16 protein-coding genes are annotated in these 18,370 nt (G+C 74.7%); 8 read left to right on the top strand and 8 right to left on the bottom strand.

Annotation, left to right across the window (positions count from 1 at the left end):
- The first annotated feature begins 189 nt into the window (after positions 1–189).
- Positions 190–978 carry a hypothetical protein gene (locus ACGH52_RS30410; RefSeq protein ID WP_003972756.1) on the top strand — a complete coding sequence of 263 codons (789 nt, stop codon included), beginning with the start codon at positions 190–192 and terminating at the stop codon, positions 976–978.
- Between the two features lie 25 nt (positions 979–1,003).
- Here ACGH52_RS30410 and ACGH52_RS30405 read toward each other — a convergent pair whose 3' ends face one another.
- The 4 genes from ACGH52_RS30405 to ACGH52_RS30390 all read right to left on the bottom strand — a co-directional run bounded on the left by ACGH52_RS30405 (position 1,004) and on the right by ACGH52_RS30390 (position 3,921).
- On the bottom strand, positions 1,004–1,648 hold the full coding sequence (locus ACGH52_RS30405) for a hypothetical protein (RefSeq protein ID WP_399943889.1): 645 nt from the start codon (positions 1,646–1,648) through the stop codon (positions 1,004–1,006).
- 674 nt (positions 1,649–2,322) lie between these two features.
- Complete coding sequence (locus tag ACGH52_RS30400; protein ID WP_171987459.1) at positions 2,323–3,147, bottom strand: rod shape-determining protein; 825 nt, start codon at positions 3,145–3,147, stop codon at positions 2,323–2,325.
- Entirely contained in the window at positions 3,144–3,536 is a 393-nt protein-coding gene (locus ACGH52_RS30395; RefSeq protein ID WP_399943886.1) for a TraR/DksA family transcriptional regulator, read from the bottom strand. Before ACGH52_RS30395 ends, ACGH52_RS30400 begins: the two co-directional genes overlap by 4 nt.
- 58 nt (positions 3,537–3,594) lie before the next feature.
- A complete protein-coding gene (locus ACGH52_RS30390) occupies positions 3,595–3,921 on the bottom strand; it encodes a TraR/DksA C4-type zinc finger protein (protein WP_059298461.1) in 327 nt (108 codons plus the stop codon).
- A gap of 346 nt (positions 3,922–4,267) precedes the next feature.
- Here ACGH52_RS30390 and ACGH52_RS30385 point away from each other — a divergent pair, with 346 nt between their 5' ends.
- The 4 genes from ACGH52_RS30385 to secD all read left to right on the top strand — a co-directional run bounded on the left by ACGH52_RS30385 (position 4,268) and on the right by secD (position 8,878).
- Entirely contained in the window at positions 4,268–5,221 is a 954-nt protein-coding gene (locus ACGH52_RS30385; RefSeq protein WP_059298459.1) for a HAMP domain-containing sensor histidine kinase, read from the top strand.
- 2 nt (positions 5,222–5,223) lie between these two features.
- Positions 5,224–5,922 (top strand): response regulator transcription factor, encoded by a 699-nt coding sequence (locus tag ACGH52_RS30380; protein WP_059298456.1) that lies wholly within the window; start codon positions 5,224–5,226, stop codon positions 5,920–5,922.
- A 104-nt stretch (positions 5,923–6,026) separates the two neighbouring features.
- Positions 6,027–6,413 (top strand): hypothetical protein, encoded by a 387-nt coding sequence (locus tag ACGH52_RS30375; RefSeq protein ID WP_399943881.1) that lies wholly within the window; start codon positions 6,027–6,029, stop codon positions 6,411–6,413.
- An 83-nt stretch (positions 6,414–6,496) separates the two neighbouring features.
- Positions 6,497–8,878 (top strand): protein translocase subunit SecD, encoded by a 2,382-nt coding sequence (gene secD / locus ACGH52_RS30370; RefSeq protein WP_121701385.1) that lies wholly within the window; start codon positions 6,497–6,499, stop codon positions 8,876–8,878.
- A gap of 932 nt (positions 8,879–9,810) precedes the next feature.
- Here secD and ACGH52_RS30365 read toward each other — a convergent pair.
- Entirely contained in the window at positions 9,811–10,635 is an 825-nt protein-coding gene (locus ACGH52_RS30365) for a GntR family transcriptional regulator (protein ID WP_121701384.1), read from the bottom strand.
- A gap of 168 nt (positions 10,636–10,803) precedes the next feature.
- On the opposite strand from ACGH52_RS30365, the gene ACGH52_RS30360 reads away from it, so the two are divergent.
- Both ACGH52_RS30360 and ACGH52_RS30355 read left to right on the top strand, forming a co-directional pair.
- Positions 10,804–11,649 carry a (2Fe-2S)-binding protein gene (locus tag ACGH52_RS30360; protein ID WP_210974622.1) on the top strand — a complete coding sequence of 282 codons (846 nt, stop codon included), beginning with the start codon at positions 10,804–10,806 and terminating at the stop codon, positions 11,647–11,649.
- A gap of 257 nt (positions 11,650–11,906) precedes the next feature.
- A complete protein-coding gene (locus tag ACGH52_RS30355; protein WP_059298447.1) occupies positions 11,907–12,971 on the top strand; it encodes a DUF2637 domain-containing protein in 1,065 nt (354 codons plus the stop codon).
- Between the two features lie 50 nt (positions 12,972–13,021).
- On the opposite strand, the gene ACGH52_RS30350 is transcribed toward ACGH52_RS30355, so the two are convergent.
- The 3 genes from ACGH52_RS30350 to ACGH52_RS30340 form a co-directional block, all read right to left on the bottom strand.
- The gene (locus tag ACGH52_RS30350; RefSeq protein ID WP_059298446.1) at positions 13,022–13,429 is read right to left on the bottom strand and encodes an ATP-binding protein; all 408 of its coding nucleotides are present in this window, start codon (positions 13,427–13,429) and stop codon (positions 13,022–13,024) included.
- A gap of 158 nt (positions 13,430–13,587) precedes the next feature.
- Complete coding sequence (locus ACGH52_RS30345) at positions 13,588–15,330, bottom strand: pyruvate dehydrogenase (RefSeq protein ID WP_121701382.1); 1,743 nt, start codon at positions 15,328–15,330, stop codon at positions 13,588–13,590.
- Between the two features lie 28 nt (positions 15,331–15,358).
- Positions 15,359–16,603 (bottom strand): protein phosphatase 2C domain-containing protein, encoded by a 1,245-nt coding sequence (locus ACGH52_RS30340; RefSeq protein ID WP_399943875.1) that lies wholly within the window; start codon positions 16,601–16,603, stop codon positions 15,359–15,361.
- A gap of 772 nt (positions 16,604–17,375) precedes the next feature.
- Here ACGH52_RS30340 and ACGH52_RS30335 point away from each other — a divergent pair.
- Entirely contained in the window at positions 17,376–18,359 is a 984-nt protein-coding gene (locus tag ACGH52_RS30335) for a winged helix-turn-helix transcriptional regulator (protein WP_399946918.1), read from the top strand.
- Positions 18,360–18,370 lie beyond the last annotated feature (11 nt).

Genomic DNA, 18,370 nt, shown 5'->3' with positions numbered 1-18,370 from the left:
CCTGCGAATGATCCGGGGCCCCCGGGGCGCGCGGAAGCCCCGGGGGCCCCGGGGCTTTCCCAAACCTCGACGGCACGAAGTCCACGACTTTGTGAAATCTTTCACCCATCCCCTTGGCCGGGCCGCCGGATCCGTGCTGAGATGCGGCCACCACTCGAGAGCTCGATGGCGTGCTAAGGGGAGGGCGACGTGGCGCATTCCGCCATGGCTGGTTCTGGCTGGGGAACGACCGAAGGTGACGATCCGCTCCAGACCGCGGTATGGCGGTTGCGCTCGCGCGGCTGCTGGGCCGACGCGGCCGCCCTGCTGGAGCCGGTCACCGCGGACACCGCCTTGCAGCGGACCGCGCTGCTGGTGGAGCGGTGCCTGTACACGGAGCAGGGCTGGGCCGAGGCCGAGGACGCGCTGCGCACCGCGGAGGCCCTGGCGCACACCGACGACGAACGCGGGGCCGCCGCCTGTGAACGGGGCCAGCTCGCGTACGCCGCCACGGTGCACGGGGTGCGCGACCGGGCCGACGAGGCGCGGGCCGCGCTGGGCCGGGCGGCGGCGCTGATCGCGCCGGGGGCCGGGGGGCGGGCGCTGCTGGACTTCCGGCGCGGGCTGCTCGCGGAGAACCTGACCCGCTCTCCGCAGGCCGCCCGCGCGGCGTACCGGCGGGCCCACGCCGGCGCCACCGCGCACGCCGACCCGCTGCTCCAGTCCTTCACCTGGCGGCATCTGGCCGGACTCGCCCTGCGGGAGGGGGAGCTGGCCGAGGCGCGGCACGGTTTCGCCGAGTCGCTGCGCATCCGCGAGGAGCTGGGGTACCTCGTCGGTACCGCCCCGGCGCTGGCCTCGCTCGCGGACGCCGAGTCGGAGCCGGAGGCGTCCCGGCTGCGGGAGGAGGCGCGGCGGCTGTTCCGGCTGCTGGGCGGCGTACCGACGTGGCTGGCACGCCAGTTGGCGCCGCCGGCGGCGGGCGCGGCGACGGCGTGAGGGACCCGCGCTCGGACGGGCGACGTCACGGGTGTCTGCTCCAGCGCGGGGCCGTGTTGGCCCAGGCCGCGTCCCACTGGGCGAGGTTGCGCCGGTGCAGCACGAGACCGGCGGCGGTGTGTGCCGCGAGGCCGGTGAGGACGACGCCCAGGAAGGCGAGGATCGCCCAGCCCATCGTGCGGCTGCGGATCTGCTCCACGGTCAGCGGCGGCTCGGTGATCCGGCCCTCCGCGTCGACCCAGACCAGGACGGTACTGTCCGCCGGCAGTCCCGGTTCGACCTCGGTGGTCCCGGTCCTGCTCGTCCCGTCGGGGCCGGTGTAGCTGACCGGTACCGGATAGCGGGCCTTCTTCGCCTCGTCCGAGCCCGGTTCGGGATGGCGCGGGGCGTCGTGGGTCAGGACGGCGGGACGGTGGTCCCAGGTCCGTGCCTCGTGCTCGGCGGTGCTCCGGTAGTGCCGGTAGGCGCTGTCGCCGACCCCGAACATCGCCGCCGGGGCCGCCACCAGCACGGCGAGCACGAGCCCGAGCGAGATCCACGCTCCCAGCCGGTCGCTCGGCCGCCGCAAGGGGTTGCGCCGCCACCGCCACAGCAGGAGATACGGGTGCCGTACGGGGTCGGGATCGGGAACGGCGGGTGGTGGCTGGGCCTGGGGGATCTCTCCGGCCACGGGAGCCTCCTTCCGGCGGGTGGGGTGGGGACGGGGATCTGTGGGGGCGCGGGGGTACGGCCGACGCCGGGGCGGGCGCCGACCGTACGAGCGGGGGTGGGGGACGGGGGGCGGCGAGAGGCGGGGGCCGGTCCGGCGCCGGGGTTGAGGACCGGTCCGGCGCCGGGCGAGCGCCGGACAGCGGAGCCTCAACGCCACGCCCACCGGGTCGGGTCGCCTTGCGCCGGTGCCGCCCCGGCGACGGCCACGGCCACCGTCCGTCCGTCCGCGGGGACGCCCGGTGGCCGCCCGCCCCGGTGGGACCGACGCCGAAGCACCGGTTACCGGCCCCGTGCGGGCCGTCGGGGCGAGCGGTGCCCGACCGCCCCGCAGGGGTGCCTTCGGGGCACCGGGCCGCCCGGGTGCGCCGGGCTGAGCAGGACCGACGCGGTGTCGCTCGCCGCGGCCGGTACGGCAGGCCCCCCGGGGTCGACGCTGTCCGGCCGTCCGGAGCAGCGGCTCCCGTCCGGTACGGCGGGACCCGAGCGCCGGGGCCGGGCCCCGCCGTACCGGACGACCGGACCGGGCGCCCCGCGTCCGTACCGGCCCCGTGCGGGCGTCGGGACGGGCGGGGTCCGTCCGACCGGGCGGGGTGCCGGGCCCTGGTTCCGGCAGGGGGCGGCGTGGGCACCGGATCAGTGCGGGTGGCCCTCGGGTGGGTCCGTGCCCGTGGTCGACGGGTGGGTGTGCGCGGCCTCCAGGAGCTTCGCGGCACCGCGTACGGCCGCCGTGTGCGGTGCCGGTACCGCGCGCAGCGGCACGTGCAGCCGGTCGGCGAGCCGGCAGGTGATCTCGGGGCGCAGCGCGCCCCCGCCCGCCAGCAGCGGCCCCCGGGCGAGCGCGTCGACCGTGAGGGAGGTGCCGTCCTGCCGCAGCATCGAGGTCGTCATGTCGGCCAGCGCCTCGCCGATCCGCGCGGACGGGGTCGAGTCGTCGATGTCCCCGGTGCCCAGCGTGGTGCGGCGGGCGTCGAAGACGGCGCCGTCCACCAGCAGCACCACCTCCGTGAGGTGCGCGCCGATGTCCATCACGAGCAGCGGCCGGGACAGGTCGGCGCCCGCCGCGAGGGCCACCGCCCGCGCGCTGGGCACGGTCAGCACACTGCGCGGGCGCAGCACCTCCACGGCCGTACGGGCCTGGGTCCGGTAGGCCGGACCGCCCAGCACCGGCGCGGTCACCACGACCACCGGGCGGGCGAAGCGGGGCAGCCGGTGGCCCAGCAGCCGGTCGAGCATCCGGGCCGTGCCCTGGGGATCGACGATGGTGCCGCGCTGGATGGGATACACCGCGCCCGTGCCGGGGAAGGTCACCGTCGGCACGTCGAGGATCATCCCGCGCCCGGCGACCCAGGCGCGGGTACGGGCGCTGCCCATGTCGAGGGCGACACCGCCGCACTGCCGGCACAGCGGCCAGGGCCGGTGCCGGGACAGGGCGGCGCGGGGCCGCCGGAGCAGGGTCATCGTCCCGCCTCCCGCACCTGCTGGCAGCGGGCGCAGTAGCGGGCCTGCGGCACGATCATCAGCCGGTCGCGGTCGATGGCGCGGCGGCACAGCTGACAACGGCCGTAGCGGCCCTCGGCGATGCGGTCGAGCGCCGCTTCCACATCGGCGAGGGCCATGCGCGCGGAGGCCGCCAGCTTGACCCGGACCTCGGTCTGCGCGGCGGACCGCCGCCGGACCGGCTCGTCGGTGCGGGCCGGGACCGCGGCGATCTGCCGCAACTGGTCCTCGCGGAACAGCCGCTGCTCCCGGAGGTTGTCCCGGAGTGCGGCGAGGTCGTCGGGCGACAGGGGCGACGGACGCGTGTCGCGGTCGCGGTCGCGGTCGCCGATGATCTGGTTGTTCACCACTTCACCCCTTGGGCAGGGCGGGAGGGACGGTTCTGGACGGGGACCGGGAAAACGCCGGTCAGGCGGCGGCGCGGCGCTGGCAGGCGACGCAGTACCGCGTGTAGGGGAGGATCTCCAGACGCTCCCCCGGGACGGGCTTGCCGCAGCCCAGGCAGGCGCCGTAGGTGCCGGCCTCGACCCGGGCGAAGGCCTCGTCGATCTCCTTGAGCACCCGCTCGATCGCGGCCTTCTGCGCGGACATCAGCTGGTCGTCCGCCTGGCCGCTCTCGTCGAGGGCCTGCAGCTGGGTGACGCGGGTGTTGCGGGCGTGTTCGAGGCGCTGGCGCGCCTCGTGAGCGGTCAGCCGCTCGGGGCGGGGTTCGGTGCGGGAGGCGTCGAGCGACACGGTGAGTGGTCCTTTTCTCGGAAGGTTCTGCGGGTATGCCGAGCGCCGGGCCGATCGGGCCCGGTCGTCCTCAACCCTGGCCGGGCCGCCCGGGGAAACCCATCGGGCGCAGAGCCCATTTGCCCGGGGGCGCGGGATCCACTCGGCGCTGCGCCGGAGCGGCGGCCGTATGGGTGTGCCGTACGCCGGAAATGGGGGTCGGGCCCCATCGACCGGACGGGTGCCGAAGGAGGACGCTGGTCGCTTGCTCGGTCGCTACCTGGGCCGCAGCTCCCACCGAGGGTGCGCGATGACCGACAGTAGAGGCGTACCAAGTCGACACGTCGCCGAAGGAGGCGTACCCCCGGTGTCCCTGTTCTGGCGGATCTTCGGGCTCAACGCGGTGGTGCTGGGCTTCGCCACGGCGCTGCTGCTGTGGGCTCCGGTGACCGTCTCCGTGCCGATCCTGCTGACCGAGGCCGTCGTCCTCGTGGTCGGCATGGGCGTCATGCTGGTGGCCAACGGCGCCCTGCTGCGCTGGGGCCTGGCGCCGCTGGAGCGGCTCACCCGGCTGATGACCACCGTCGACCTGCTGCGCCCCGGCCAGCGGCTGCCGGTGGCCGGCGGCGGCGAGGTCCCGGAGCTGATCCGCACGTTCAACGCGATGCTGGACCGCCTGGAGAACGAGCGGGCCACGAGCAGCGCCCGCGTCCTGCTCGCCCAGGAGGCGGAGCGGCGGCGCATCGCGCAGGAGCTGCACGACGAGGTCGGGCAGAGCATGACGGCGATCCTGCTGGTCCTGGGGCGTGCCGCGGACGACGCCGACGAGCCGCTGCGCGAGGAGCTGCACCAGGCGCAGGAGATCACCCGGGAGAGCCTGGACGAGGTCCGCCGCCTGGTGCGCCGGCTGCGGCCCGGCGTCCTGGACGACCTCGGTCTGATCAGCGCGCTGTCCTCGCTGACGCACGACTTCGCCACCCACACCGGCCTGCGGGTGGTGCGCCGTTTCGACGCCGACCTGCCGGTCCTGGACCACGAGACCGAGCTGGTCCTCTACCGGGTGGCGCAGGAGAGCCTGACCAACGCCGCCCGCCACGCGGACGCCGAACGCCTCGAAGTGGGCCTGGCCCGCGCCGAGGGCGCGGTGACGCTCACCGTCGCCGACGACGGCCGCGGCATCGAGGCGGCGCACGAGGGCGCCGGCATCCGCGGCATGCGGGAGCGGGCCCTGCTCGTCGGGGCCGCCCTCGACATCTCGTCGGCGCCCGGCGCCGGCACCCGCATCCGGCTCACCGCCCCCCTTCCCAGGAAGCAGCCCTGACCATGTCCGACCCGTCCCTGCCCGAGCCGTCCCGGTCCGAGCCGTCCGCCCCGGCGAAGATCCGCATCCTGCTCGCCGACGACCACGCGCTGGTGCGCCGCGGTGTGCGCCTCATCCTCGACCGGGAACCGGACCTGGAGGTGGTGGCCGAGGCCGGGGACGGCGCGGAGGCCATCGACATGGCGCGGGCCCACGAGGCCGACCTCGCGGTCCTGGACATCGCGATGCCCCGCCTCACCGGTCTCCAGGCGGCCCGCGAGCTGGCCGCGCTGAAACCGGGGCTGCGCATCCTGATGCTGACCATGCACGACAACGAGCAGTACCTGTTCCAGGCGCTGAAGTCGGGTGCCTGCGGATACGTGCTCAAGTCGGTCGCCGACCGGGACCTCGTCGCCGCCTGCCGGGCCGCAATGCGCGACGAGCCCTTCCTGTACCCGGGTGCGGTGACGGCGCTCATCCGCAACTACCTCGACCGGGTGCGGCACGGCGAGGAGACCTCCGACCACATCCTCACCCCGCGCGAGGAGGAGGTCCTCAAGCTCGTCGCCGAGGGCCACTCCTCGAAGGAGATCGCCGAGATCCTCTTCATCAGCATCAAGACCGTCCAGCGGCACCGGGCGAACCTGCTGCAGAAGCTCGGCCTGCGCGACCGCCTGGAGCTGACCCGGTACGCCATCCGCGCCGGGCTCATCGAGCCCTGACGGTCCTCCCCTCCCCGCGACCGCCCGTGGCCCTGGCCGTCCACTCCCCGGCCGGGGCCACGGGCTCCCCCGGCCCGCTCACCCACCACGGAAGGGAACGGCGCATGCGCCACCGCCTCGCGACGGTGCTCACGGTGCTGCTGACCGTTCTGCTGCCCCTGGTTCCGGCCTGGCCCGCGGCCGGCGCCCGGGTGGGCCCCGGTGGTCCCCTCGCGGCGGCCGCCGCCACGACCGTTCCCCACCCGGCCCTCGACCTCCACGCGGACGACGGCTGTACGCCGGTCTGCGCCGCCCAGCCCCGGGCCCGCCACGACCAGGTGGGCGAGCGCCCGGCGGCACCCGACCAGCACGCGGCCACCGCGGCGCGCAACGTGGCCGGCGCCGCCGGTGCCCGCGCACGGACCTCGGCGACGCCCGGTCCGGGGCCGGTCTCCCCCGGCCGCGCGCGGCACGACAGCGGCCGGGCGCCGCCCGTCTCCTCCGGCACCTGAGACGTACGCCCCGACCACCCGTCATCTTCTTCCGCCGCGGCCGCGCTCGGCCGCCGCCGCGGCATGCCCGCCGGAGGCCCGTGTTGAAACGCTCCCGTCCCCCTTCCCGCGCCCGTTCGCGGTCCCGTTCCCGCTCGCTGAACGTGCGTGCGCTCGCCGCGCTCGCCGTGCTGGCCGCGGCCGTGACCATCGCCCTGACCATGCCGGTCCGCCTCGGGCTCGACCTGCGCGGCGGCACCCAGATCGTCCTGGAGACCAAGTCCACCGACACCACCAAGGCCGACCGGGAGGCCACCGACCGCACCGTGGAGGTGCTGCGCGGCCGCATCGACGCCCTCGGTGTCGCCGAGCCGACCATCGTCCGCTCCGGCGAGAACCGCGTCGTCGTCGAGCTGCCGGGCGTACAGGACCCGAAGAAGGCCGCCGACGTGCTGGGCCGCACCGCGCAGCTCACCGTCCACTCGGTGCTCGGCCCGGCGGAGAACGCCGGTGACGGGGCCGGGGGCAAGGACGAGAAGGCCTCCGGCGCGGACGGTGAGCGGGTGCTGCCCGACGAGTCCGGGCAGCACCTGCGGCTGAAGGCCGCCTCGCTCACCGGGCAGGACGTCAAGGGCGCCGACGCCCGCTTCGACCAGCAGGGCGGCGCGGGCTGGCACGTCACCGTCGACTTCAAGGACGCCGGGAGCGACCGCTGGGCCCGGGTGACGGGCGAGGCGGCCTGCAACCCGGCCGGTGACCCCAAGCGCCGGGTCGCCATCGTGCTCGACAACAAGATCATTTCTTCGCCGCAGGTCGACCCCTCGGTGTCCTGCGGGGCGGGCATCACCGGCGGCTCGACGCAGATCACCGGCTCCTTCGACGACGCCGAGGCCCGCGAACTGGCCCTGCTCGTCAAGGGCGGCGCCCTGCCCGTGCCGGTCGAGACCATCGAGCAGCGCACCATCGGCGCCACCCTGGGCGACGAGGCCATCTCGGCCGGTGCCTGGGCCGCCGTCATCGGCACGGCGCTGACCGCGCTGTTCATCATCGTCGTCTACCGGCTGATGGGCGCCCTGGCGACCGTGGCCCTGCTCTGCTACGGCCTGATCTCCTACGCCGCCCTGGCCGCCGTCGGCGCGACCCTGACCCTGCCGGGCCTCGCGGGCTTCGTGCTGGCGATCGGCATGGCGGTGGACGCCAACGTCCTCGTCTTCGAGCGGGCCCGCGAGGAACAGGCGGCCCGTACGCGGCCGAGTACGCGGTCGGCGCTGACCGCCGGTTTCCGCAGCGCCTTCAGCGCGATCGCCGACTCCAACATCACCACGCTGATCGCGGCCGCCCTGCTGTTCTTCCTGGCCTCGGGGCCGGTGAAGGGCTTCGGCGTCACCCTCGGCATCGGTGTGCTGGCGTCGATGGTCAGCGCCCTGGTGATCACGCGGGTGCTCGCCGAGTTCGCCGCGAGCCGTCCGGCGGTGTTCCGCCGCCCCCGCATCACCGGCATCTCGTCCACCGGCCCGGTCCGTGACGCGCTGCTGCGCCGCGACCCGTTCCTGATGCGCCGGCCGCGCCGCTGGCTGGCGGCCTCCCTGGTCGTCCTCGTGGTGGCGGGCTCCGGCATCCTGGTGCGCGGTCTGAACTTCGGCATCGAGTTCACCGGCGGGCGGCTGATCGAGTACTCCACCGCCACCCAGGTCGATCCCGACCGGGCCCGGGACGCGCTCGCCGACGCGGGCTTCCCGCGCGCCGTCGTCCAGTCCTCCGGCGACGGCGACCTCACGGTGCGCACGGAGGAGCTGACCGACGCCGAGGCGGCGACCGTCACGCAGGCGGTCGCCGCACTGGGCGGCGAGACGGAGAAGGTCCGCGACGAGCTGATCGGCCCGAGCCTCGGCGAGGAACTGCGCCGGGACGCCCTGATCGCCCTCGGCCTCGCCCTGGCCGCGCAGCTGGCGTATCTGGCGGCCCGCTTCCGCCTGTTGTTCGGCACGGCCGCGGTCGGCGCGCTCGCCCACGACGTGGTGATCCTGGTGGGTGTGTTCGCCTGGCTGGGCAAGCCGATCGACGGGGTGTTCCTGGCGGCGCTGCTGACCGTGATCGGCTACTCGGTCAACGACTCGGTGGTCCTCTTCGACCGCGTGCGGGAACTGCTGGGCAAGGAACGGAAGACGCCGTTCGACCGGCTCACCAACGACGCGATCCTGCAGACCCTGCCGCGCACGGTCAACACCGGCATGGGCGCGGTGCTCATCCTCGCCTCGCTGGCGATCCTGGCCGACGACTCACTCACCGACTTCGCGCTCGCCCTGCTGATCGGCGTGGGAGTCGGTACGTACTCCTCGGTCTTCACCGCCTCCCCCCTGGCCATCGAACTGCACGGCCGCGGCACCGGGCCCCGCAAGGGCGGCAGGAGCCGCGCCCCGGGGAAGACCGGACAACCCGGGAAGCAGACCCCCACACGCCGCACGGAACGACAGGAGGTCCCGTAACAGCGGGCGCCCCGCCGGGCAGGCGGCCCCCTGACGACAAGTGATCCCACCGGGGCGGCGCCGCCCGCCCCGGCGGGGCGACACCCCAACGGCAAAGGCCCTTCCGGGTGGGCGCCCGTGACGGCAGGCGATCCCACCGGGGCAGGCCTCCCAGCCAGTCAGGCGATCCCGCCGGGGCGGGCGCCTCCGTCACGGCAAGTCATCCCGCCAGGACTGCCACCCCAGCCCGGGCTGCAACCTCGCAACGGCAGGCCAACCACCCAGCACGCAAACCCACAACGGCAGGCGAACCCACCGCGGCAGGCGCTCCCCGTGACGGCAAGTGATCCCGCCCGGGCGGCACCCCACCCCGAGCTGGCAACCTCGTGACAGTTGGCCAACCACCGAGCAGGCGAACCCGCAACGGCAAGCAATCCCGCCGCGGCAGGCCACCCAACCAGGCAGACGAACCCGCCCGGGCAGGCCGTCCAGCCGGGCAGGCGATCCCGCCGGGGCAGGTCGCCCAGCCGGGCAGGCGATCCCGCCGGGGCGGGCGCCTCCGTCACGGCAAGTGATCCCGCCAGGACTGCCATCCCAGCCCGGGCTGGCACCCTCGTGACAGCTGGCCAACCACCGAGCAGGCGAACCCACAACGGCAAGCAATCCCGCCGCGGCAGGCCACCCAACCAGGCAGACGAACCCGCCCGGGCAGGTCGCCCAGCCGGGCAGGCGCCTCCCCAGGGGGCCGGAGGCGGTGACGGCGGACGGTCCGTCGGGCAGGCAGCCCCGCGGCAACGGGCGGTCCCGTGCGTCGGGCGCCCCCGCGCGTGGGGCGCCCCCGGGCAGGAACCCCTCGCGCACGGAGCCCTCCGCCCAGGGGACGTCCCCGCCCAGGGGGAGAACCAGCCCGGGGAGAACCAGCCCGGGGAGCCCCCGCCCCGGCACGTCCCCGCTCAGGCGGTGCCCGTGAAGTGTTCGCCGACCAGGGTCCGCACCAGGTCCGGGTCGCCGGCGATCAGGGCGTCCAGCAGTGCGGTGTGCTGGTGGGCGTCGGCGACCAGGTCGGCGCGGCCGCGTACGGAGGGGGAGCCGGCCGGCGGCCACTGGGCGCGGCGGTGCACGTCACCGGCGATCCGGACGAGCTGTTCGTTGCCGGACAGCGCGAGCACCGCGCGGTGGAAGGCGCGGTCGGCCTCGGCGTAGGTGGCCGGGCAGCCGGACGACGCGGCCCGGACGGTGGCCTCGGCGAGGGGGCGCAGCTCCGCCCAGCGCTCGGCGGGCACCGTACGGCCCAGCCGGAGCCACACCGGGGCCTCGATCAGGGCCCGGACCTCGGCCAGCTCGGCCAGCTCCCGGTCGCCGCGCTCGACGACGCGGAAGCCGCGGTTGGGGACGACCTCGACGGCGCCCTCCAGGGCGAGCTGCTGCATGGCCTCCCGCACCGGAGTGGCCGAGACGCCGAACCGCTCGCCGAGCACCGGCGCCGAGTGGACCTCGCCGGGCCGCAGCTCACCGGTGGCCAGCGCGGAGCGCAGGGCGTCGAGGATCTGCCCGCGCACGGAGGAACGCCGTACGAGGCCGCGCGGACGCGGCGCGGACGGCTCGCCGTGGGTGTGCTCGCCGCGCGCCGCGCCGTCCGGCTCCCCGGCATCGCGCGCCCGGCCCCGGTCGTCCCGGCCCCGGGCCGCGTCCGCCGCCCCCGGCTGCACCGGGATCCGCACCGCTGCGGCCGCCGCGCCCGAACCCGTTCCTGCGGCGCCCTGCGCGCTGTGCTTCACGGGTCCTCCTGCGGGACGTGTCGGTACTTGGGGTCATTACGGCGGGTTGTCACCTGTCCGTCAAGCACCATAAGCGCAGGGGCCGTCAGTTCAAATCCCAAACATCTTGGGTAAGGTAAGGCTTACCTTTAAGTAGCCCGTTGTCCCGACGCGGATCGGTGGTCCCGCATGCCTGTCGCCCGTACGGCCTTCACGGACGCATACACGCGCCTGTCCGAGGTCCTGCCCGGGCTGGGCGTCACCGAGCTGACCGCGGCCGACGAGGTGCCCAGCGGCGACGGCTGGGTCACGGCCGCCTCGCTCGCCGCGGGCGGCACCGAGCTGGCGGCGTTCCTCGCCTGGGACGAGGCCCAGGTGCTGCGGGACTACGGACAGCGGGCCCGGCCGGACGTGATCGCGAGCTTCGGTCTGCACCGGTACGCCTGGCCGGCCTGTCTGCTGATCACCGTGCCGTGGTTCCTGCACCGCCGGGTGCCCCGCCACCCCGCGGCCCACGTGGCCTACGACCGGGCGGCCGCCGGGCTCCCCCTCGGCCGGATGGCCGTACGCGCCACCTCCTTCGCCTGCCTCCCCGGCGACCCCGCCGCCGCTCTGACCGGCGCCCGGGTGGTCGCCGACGAGGAGGCGCTGCGCGCCGAGGTGCGGGCCGCGGTCGCCGAGCACCTGGAGCCGGTCCTGGCCGGATTCGGCCCCCGGATGCGGCGGCGCGGACGCGCCCTGTGGGGCATGGCGACCGACGAGGTCGTCGAGGGCCTGTGGTACGTCGCCCATCTGCTCGGCGAACAGGAGCGGGCGCGGCACGAACTGGAGCTGCTGCTGCCGGGCGCGACCAAGCCGTACGTCGGGGACGCGGCGTTCCGCGAGCTGAAGGGGCCGGACGGCGAACCGCTGCACACCCGGGACCGGGCGAGCTGCTGCATGTTCTACACTCTGCGCCCCGAGGACACCTGCGCCACCTGCCCGCGGACCTGCGACGCGGACCGCGTCGACAAGCTGCTCGCCGCGGCCGGCTGACGCACCGTCGGCTAAGATCGTCCGGGTTGTTTCACAACTCCCCCACCCGTCGCGGGAACTTTCCGTGGAACCACTCGTACGGGTAGTCTTATTCGAACTCAACTCCCGCCCCTCATGCGGCAGTTCGAGCAGAACGCCGCCCTGGGCACCCCCTTCGCACTCCCTTGGCGGCCTCTTGCCCCGAAACCCCCTGAGGGCCGCTGGGTTTGGGCCACCATGGCGGGCGTTACGCCCTATCCCACTGCAAGGGACCCCTGATGAGATTGACCGACATATCGCTGAACTGGCTGCTTCCGGGCGCCGTGCTGCTCCTGGGCATGCTGGCGGCGGTGGCGGTGCTCGCGCGCGGCAAGCGTTCCTCGGGGAAGGACGCGGGCGCGGACGACTCGTGGGAGCGCATGGAGGAGCGCCGCCGGCGCAAGGAGGCCCTCTACGGCACCTTCTCCTACGTCCTGCTCTTCTGCTGTGCGGCGGTCGCCGCGGCGCTCTCCTTCCACGGCCTGGTCGGCTTCGGCGAGCAGAACCTCGGCCTCAGCGGCGGCTGGCAGTACCTGGTCCCGTTCGGGCTCGACGGCGCGGCGATGTTCTGCTCCGTCCTCGCGGTGCGCGAGGCCAGCCACGGTGACGCGGCGCTCGGCTCGCGCATACTCGTGTGGGCCTTCGCGTTCGCCGCGGCCTGGTTCAACTGGGTGCACGCGCCCCGCGGCCTGGGTCACGCCGGTGCCCCGCACTTCTTCGCGGGCATGTCGCTGTCGGCGGCGGTGCTGTTCGACCGGGCCCTGAAGCAGACCCGCCGGGCCGCGCTGCGCGAGCAGGGCCTGGTGCCGCGTCCGCTGCCGCAGATCCGCATGGTCCGCTGGCTGCGCGCGCCCCGGGAGACCTACCGCGCCTGGTCGCTGATGCTCCTGGAGGGCGTGCGCAGCCTGGACGAGGCGGTCGAGGAGGTGCGCGACGACCGGCGCCAGAAGGAGGAGAAGAAGCTGCGGCGGCGCGAGCAGGAGCGGCTGGAGCGCGCGCAGCTCAAGGCGATCAGCCGGGGCCACGGCCACCGCGGCTTCCCGGGGCGCGGCGGCCGTCAGGTCGAGGTCGAGGTGCAGCAGGTCGAGCGGGGCTCGGAACGCGCCACCGCGGAGCCTGCCATATCGACCCCGGAGCCCCTGCCCGCGGCAAGCCGGCGGCCCTCCCTGCAGCCCGTGCGGAGCGGGTCTGACCAGATGGGCGTGGAGACCGTCGACCTCACCGCCGAGGACGACACGCAGGCCCTGCCCCGCCTGGACTCCCTGGAGCGCAAGCTCAAGGATCTGGAGCAGCAGTTCGGCTAGGACCGCGCACCGTTGCACGGACGGCCTGAGGCACCGGCATCCCCGGCGTCTCAGGCCGCTTCCGCGTCCGCGCCAAGTTCGAACCAGACCGACTTGCCCACCTCGCAGGGCCGGACGCCCCAGTCGTCGGCGAGCGACTCGACCAGGACCAGCCCTCTGCCGTTGGTGCTCTCCTCCCGTGGCGCGCGGGGCCGGGGCTGCCGCCCGTGGCCCACGAAGTCCCGTACCTCGACCCGCAGGGCGCGCGGCCCGACGGTCGCGGTCAGGACGGCGCCCTCCTCGGTGTGCACGAGCGCGTTGGTGACCAGCTCGCTGGTGAGCAGCTCCGCGACCTCCGACTGTCCGGGCCCGCCCCAGTGCCGCAGCAGCTCACGCAGCGCCCGCCGGGCCTCGGGCACCGCCCGCAGGTCCGCCCGGCCGAGCCGCCGCCTGAGCTGTGGCACCGTCTGCTCCTTCATGTCCCCCGTCGGCGCGCTGATGTCGTCTCCCCCTGTCTGTGCCGCTCCGGTCCGTCCCGCTCGGGTCCGTCCCGCTCTGGTCGAACATCTTCACGGGGAAAGCCTTGCCCGTTCGGACCCTCGCCAGTCATCCGGTTTCGGATCGGCTGTCCGTACGGTCACGGCCGGGGGACGTTGCGCAGGTTCGAGCGGGCCATCTGGACCATGCGTCCGACACCGCCGTCCAGGACGATCTTCGAGGCGGACAGGGCGAAGCCGGTGACCATGTCGGCGCTGATCTTCGGCGGGATGGACAGGGCGTTGGGATCGGTGACGACGTCGACGAGGGCGGGGCCCTTGTGCTTGAACGCCGCCTTCAGCGCCCCCGCCAGGTCCTTGGGCTTCTCCACCCGTACGCCGAAGGCGCCGCAGGCCTCGGCGACGGCGGCGAAGTCGGGGTTCTTGTTGGCCACGCCGTGCGAGGGCAGGCCCGCGACAAGCATCTCCAACTCCACCATGCCGAGCGAGGAGTTGTTGAAGAGCACCACCTTCACCGGCAGGTCGTGCTGGACGAGGGTGAGGAAGTCCCCCATCAGCATGGTGAACCCGCCGTCGCCGGACATCGACACGACCTGTCGGCGCCGGTCGGTGAACTGGGCGCCGATCGCCATCGGCAGGGCGTTGGCCATCGAGCCGTGGGAGAAGGAGCCGATGATGCGGCGGCGGCCGTTGGGCGAGATGTAGCGGGCGGCCCAGACGTTGCACATCCCGGTGTCGACGGTGAACACCGCGTCGTCGTCGGCCATCTCGTCCAGCAGGGCGGCCACGTACTCGGGGTGGATCGGGACGTGCTTGTCGACCTTGCGGGTGTACGCCTTGACCACGCCCTCCAGGGCGTCCGCGTGCTTCTTCAGCATCCGGTCGAGGAAGCGGCGGCTCTTCTTCTCCTTGATCCGGGGGATCAGGCAGCGCAGCGTCTCCCGCGCGTCGCCCCACACCGCGAGGTCCAGCTTGGAACGCCGTCCCAGGTGCTCGGGCCGGACGTCGATCTGGGCGATCTTCACGTCGTCCGGGAGGAAGGCGTTGTACGGGAAGTCGGTGCCGATCAGGAGCAGCAGGTCGCACTCGTGGGTGGCCTCGTAGGCGGCGCCGTAGCCGAGCAGCCCGCTCATGCCGACGTCGTACGGGTTGTCGTACTGGATGAACTCCTTGCCCCGCAGGGCGTGCCCGACCGGTGCCTTGAGCTTTCCGGCGAACTCCATGACCTCGGCGTGCGCGCCGGCGGTGCCGCTGCCGCAGAACAGGGTGACCTTGTCGGCGTCGTCGATCATCCGCACCAGCCGGTCGATCTCCTCGTCGCCGGGGCGGACGGTCGGCCGGGAGGTGACGAGGGCCGTCTCGGCGGCCTTCTCCGGGGCGGGCTCGTCCGCGATGTCGCCGGGCAGCGAGACGACGCTGACGCCGCCCTGGCCGACGGCGTGCTGGATGGCGGTCTGGAGCAGCCGGGGCATCTGCTTGGGGCTGGAGATCAGCTCGCTGTAGTGGCTGCACTCGCGGAACAGCTGGTCGGGGTGGGTCTCCTGGAAGAAGCCGAGGCCGATCTCGCTGGACGGGATCTGGGAGGCGAGGGCGAGGACGGGGGCCATGGAGCGGTGGGCGTCGTAGAGCCCGTTGATGAGGTGGAGGTTGCCGGGGCCGCAGGAGCCGGCGCACGCCGTCAGCTTCCCGGTGATCTGCGCCTCCGCCCCGGCGGCGAAGGCGGCGGTCTCCTCGTGCCGGACGTGCACCCATTCGATGCCGGAGTGGCGGCGCACGGCGTCCACGACCGGGTTGAGGCTGTCCCCGACGACTCCGTAGAGGCGCTCGACCCCGGCACGGGTGAGGATGTCGACGAACTGTTCCGCGACGTTCTGTTTGGCCATGGGTCCAGCTATGCCACAGCGAGCGGTCTCACGCCTCCCAAACGGCGGCCGCCGTACGGTCGTCCGCGTATCCCTTGACCCGGACGCCGCTGTCGGCGAGGAACTCCCCCAGCCCGGGTGCCGGGCGGCCCGCCCATCGCCGCGCGAGGAGTTCACCCAGTGCGGGCTCGTTCAGCAGCGGCTCGGCGAGGCCCGCGGTGCACATCAGGAGCACATCACCCGGGCGGGCTACGGAGGCCCGGAAGCGGAAGGGCTCGCGGGGCGGGTCGGCGGGCGGGCCGTCGTACGGGGCCGGGGCCGTGGTGATGCCGAGGTCCATGGTGAGCCGGTCGCCCTCGGGCGTCTCGCTCGGCGCGTCGTCGGGGGTGCCGCCGGACGCGCCCCCGGACGTGCCCCTGGGCGCGGAGCCGAAGCCGAGGACGGGCGCACCGGTGATGTCACCGGCGTCCGGCTCCATGTCCTGCCAGGCGCCGTCGCGCAGCCGGAGCAGTCCGCCCGCGCCGACGCCGAAGAAGACCCGGGTGCGGCACTCGGGGTCGGCGGGCAGCAGCAGGCAGCGCAGGGTGGCCGCGTACTCGTCCGGGGCGAGGCCCTGTTCGGCGGCGCCGGCCCGGAGCCGGCCGAGGCTGCGGTCGGTGAGGCGGTGCAGTCCGGACTTCAGGTCGCCGCGCCGGGCGGCCCGCAGGTCCTCGGCGAGCCGGGCGTGGCTGCGGCCCACGGCCCCTCCGATCCACCGGCACACCTCGGCCGCCGCCCGGTGCGCCCCGGCGGTGGCGCGGGCACCGGTCGCCATGGCCACCAGGACCAGCGCCTGCTCACCGGCGCCGAACCGGGCCACGAGCAGCGCGTCGCGCCGTGGCTCGCCCCGGTACCGCGCGGAGTCCCCGCGCACCGAGACGGCCCGCAGCGTGCAGGGCCCGTACCGGGCGCCCTCCAGCACGGTGTCCGGGACCAGCCCGTCGAGCCCGTCGGGGTCGGCGGGCGGCAGCGCGGTGGGCTCGGCGTCGTAGGTGGGCGGCCCGCTGCCGACGTAGTCGTCGCGGTCCGGATCGTCCGAGGAAGGGAGGAACGGCGGCGGGAGCGGGGGCAGGTCGGACACGGTGCGGGGCGGCGGGGCCGCCTCGGGCGGCTCGCTGAGGTCGGCGGCCCCGATCCCCGAGGTGGTGAGCCCACGCGGTCCACCGCCCTCCCGACGCCCACCGCCCCACGGAGCCGACGCGCCCCCACCGTCACTGGTCTGGTCGTCCCCCGACTTCCCCTGCGGAAAGCTCACCGGCCCGGTCGGTATCGCGGCCGGCGGCTCCCACGGAACTCCGGGACGCGGCGGGTCGACAGGACGCGGCGGGGCCTCCTCCCTACCCCCACCGGACCGCCCGTCCCCCGACCTCCCCTGCGGAAAACTCACCGGCCCGGTCGGCACCCCGGGCGGCGGCTCCCACGGAGCCCCGGGACGCGGCGGGGCGTCGGCGTCGGGTGGGGCGGTGCGGGGGCCGGGGACGGTAGGTGGGCTCGGCCGGGACCACCAGGGCTGCCCGGGTGCGGGCGGGGCCGGGTCCGCCAGGGGTGCGTTCGCCGTGTCGCCGGGGCCAGGGTCCGGTCCGCGGGCCACCGTGCCGGACGCCGAGGCGAAGCGGTCGTCCAGGGAATCGGGTGCGGCCGTGGGGCCGGTGTCGTCGGTGGAGTCGTCGTACAGCTGCCCCCACCAGTCGTCCTCAGGATCAGTGGGACCGGTGGGCCTTCCCCCCTGCTGACTCATGCTCCTGATTGTCCACCGACGGAGCCGGATGAAAACGGGGCATCGGAAAATTCGGGCGGACCGGCGTGCGCCGGGCGGCGTGTCGGGGGACGCATCGAACAGTCCTCCGAGGTGGGTGGCCGAGCGGCCCCACCCCCCACGGGAGGACCGCTCGGCGACGCCACCTTGGCAGAGTGACCGGCGGTACGGCGATGATGTCCCGGGGCGGGTTTGCGCCGTGGCCGTTTTCCGCCACAGAGGATCCCCGCGGCAGGTGATGATCATGGTTCTCGGGGAGGGGCGACGCCTGATGCTGGGAGTGCTGGGGCTGGAGAACACGCACGAGGCGGCGTACCGGGCGCTGGTGGCGGTGGGCGCGGCCGACGTGCCCGATCTGGCGCGGCGGCTGGCGCTCGGCGAGCGGGAGACCGAGCGCGCGCTGCGCCGCCTGGAGCAGAACGGGCTGGCCGCCCAGTCCTCGGCTCGCCCGGGACGCTGGGTCGCGGCCCCGCCCGGCGTCGCGCTGGGCGCCCTGCTCACCCAGCAGCGGCACGAGCTGGAGCGGGCCGAGCTGGCGGCGGCGCTGCTGGCGGAGGAGTACCGGGCGGCGGCGGCCGAGCCCGCGGTGCACGACCTGGTGGAGGTGGTGACCGGCGCCGCGGCCGTCTCCCAGCGCTTCCTCCAGCTCCAGCTCGGCGCGAGCGAGGAGGTGTGCGCGCTGGTCACCGACAAGCCGGTGGCCGTGACCGGCATGGAGAACGACGCGGAGGAGCAGGCCGCCGGACGCGGGGTCCGCTACCGGGTGGTGGTCGAGCGATCGGTCCTCGACCTGCCGTCCGGCATCACCGAGCTGACCGCCGCGCTGAGCCGCGACGAACAGGTCAGGGTCGTGGACCGGGTGCCGACCAAACTGGTCGTCGCCGACCGCTCCCTCGCCCTGGTGCCGCTCACCGCGCACTCCTCGGAGCCCGCCGCGCTGGTCGTGCACGCCAGCGGCCTGCTCGAACTGCTGTCGGGCCTGTTCGAGGCCGTGTGGCGGGACGCCCTCCCGCTGCGCCTGGGCGCCTCCGGCGTGACCGAGCACGGCCCGGACGCCCCCGACGGCACCGACCTGGAGATCCTCTCCCTGCTGCTCGCCGGACTGACCGACGCGAGCGTCGCCAAGCAGCTGGACCTGGGCCTGCGGACCGTGCAGCGGCGGGTGAAGCGCCTGATGGAGCTGACCGGTGTCACCACCCGGCTCCAGTTGGGCTGGCATGCCTATGAAAGGGACTGGGTGGCCAGGAAGCACTGAGGAGCCCCGGG

Source organism: Streptomyces sp. BBFR25 (assembly GCF_044590125.1).
GTDB lineage: Bacteria > Actinomycetota > Actinomycetes > Streptomycetales > Streptomycetaceae > Streptomyces > Streptomyces canus_D.
Note: the sequence above shows the minus strand (reverse complement) of the source record. Positions and strands in the feature narration are given on the sequence as shown.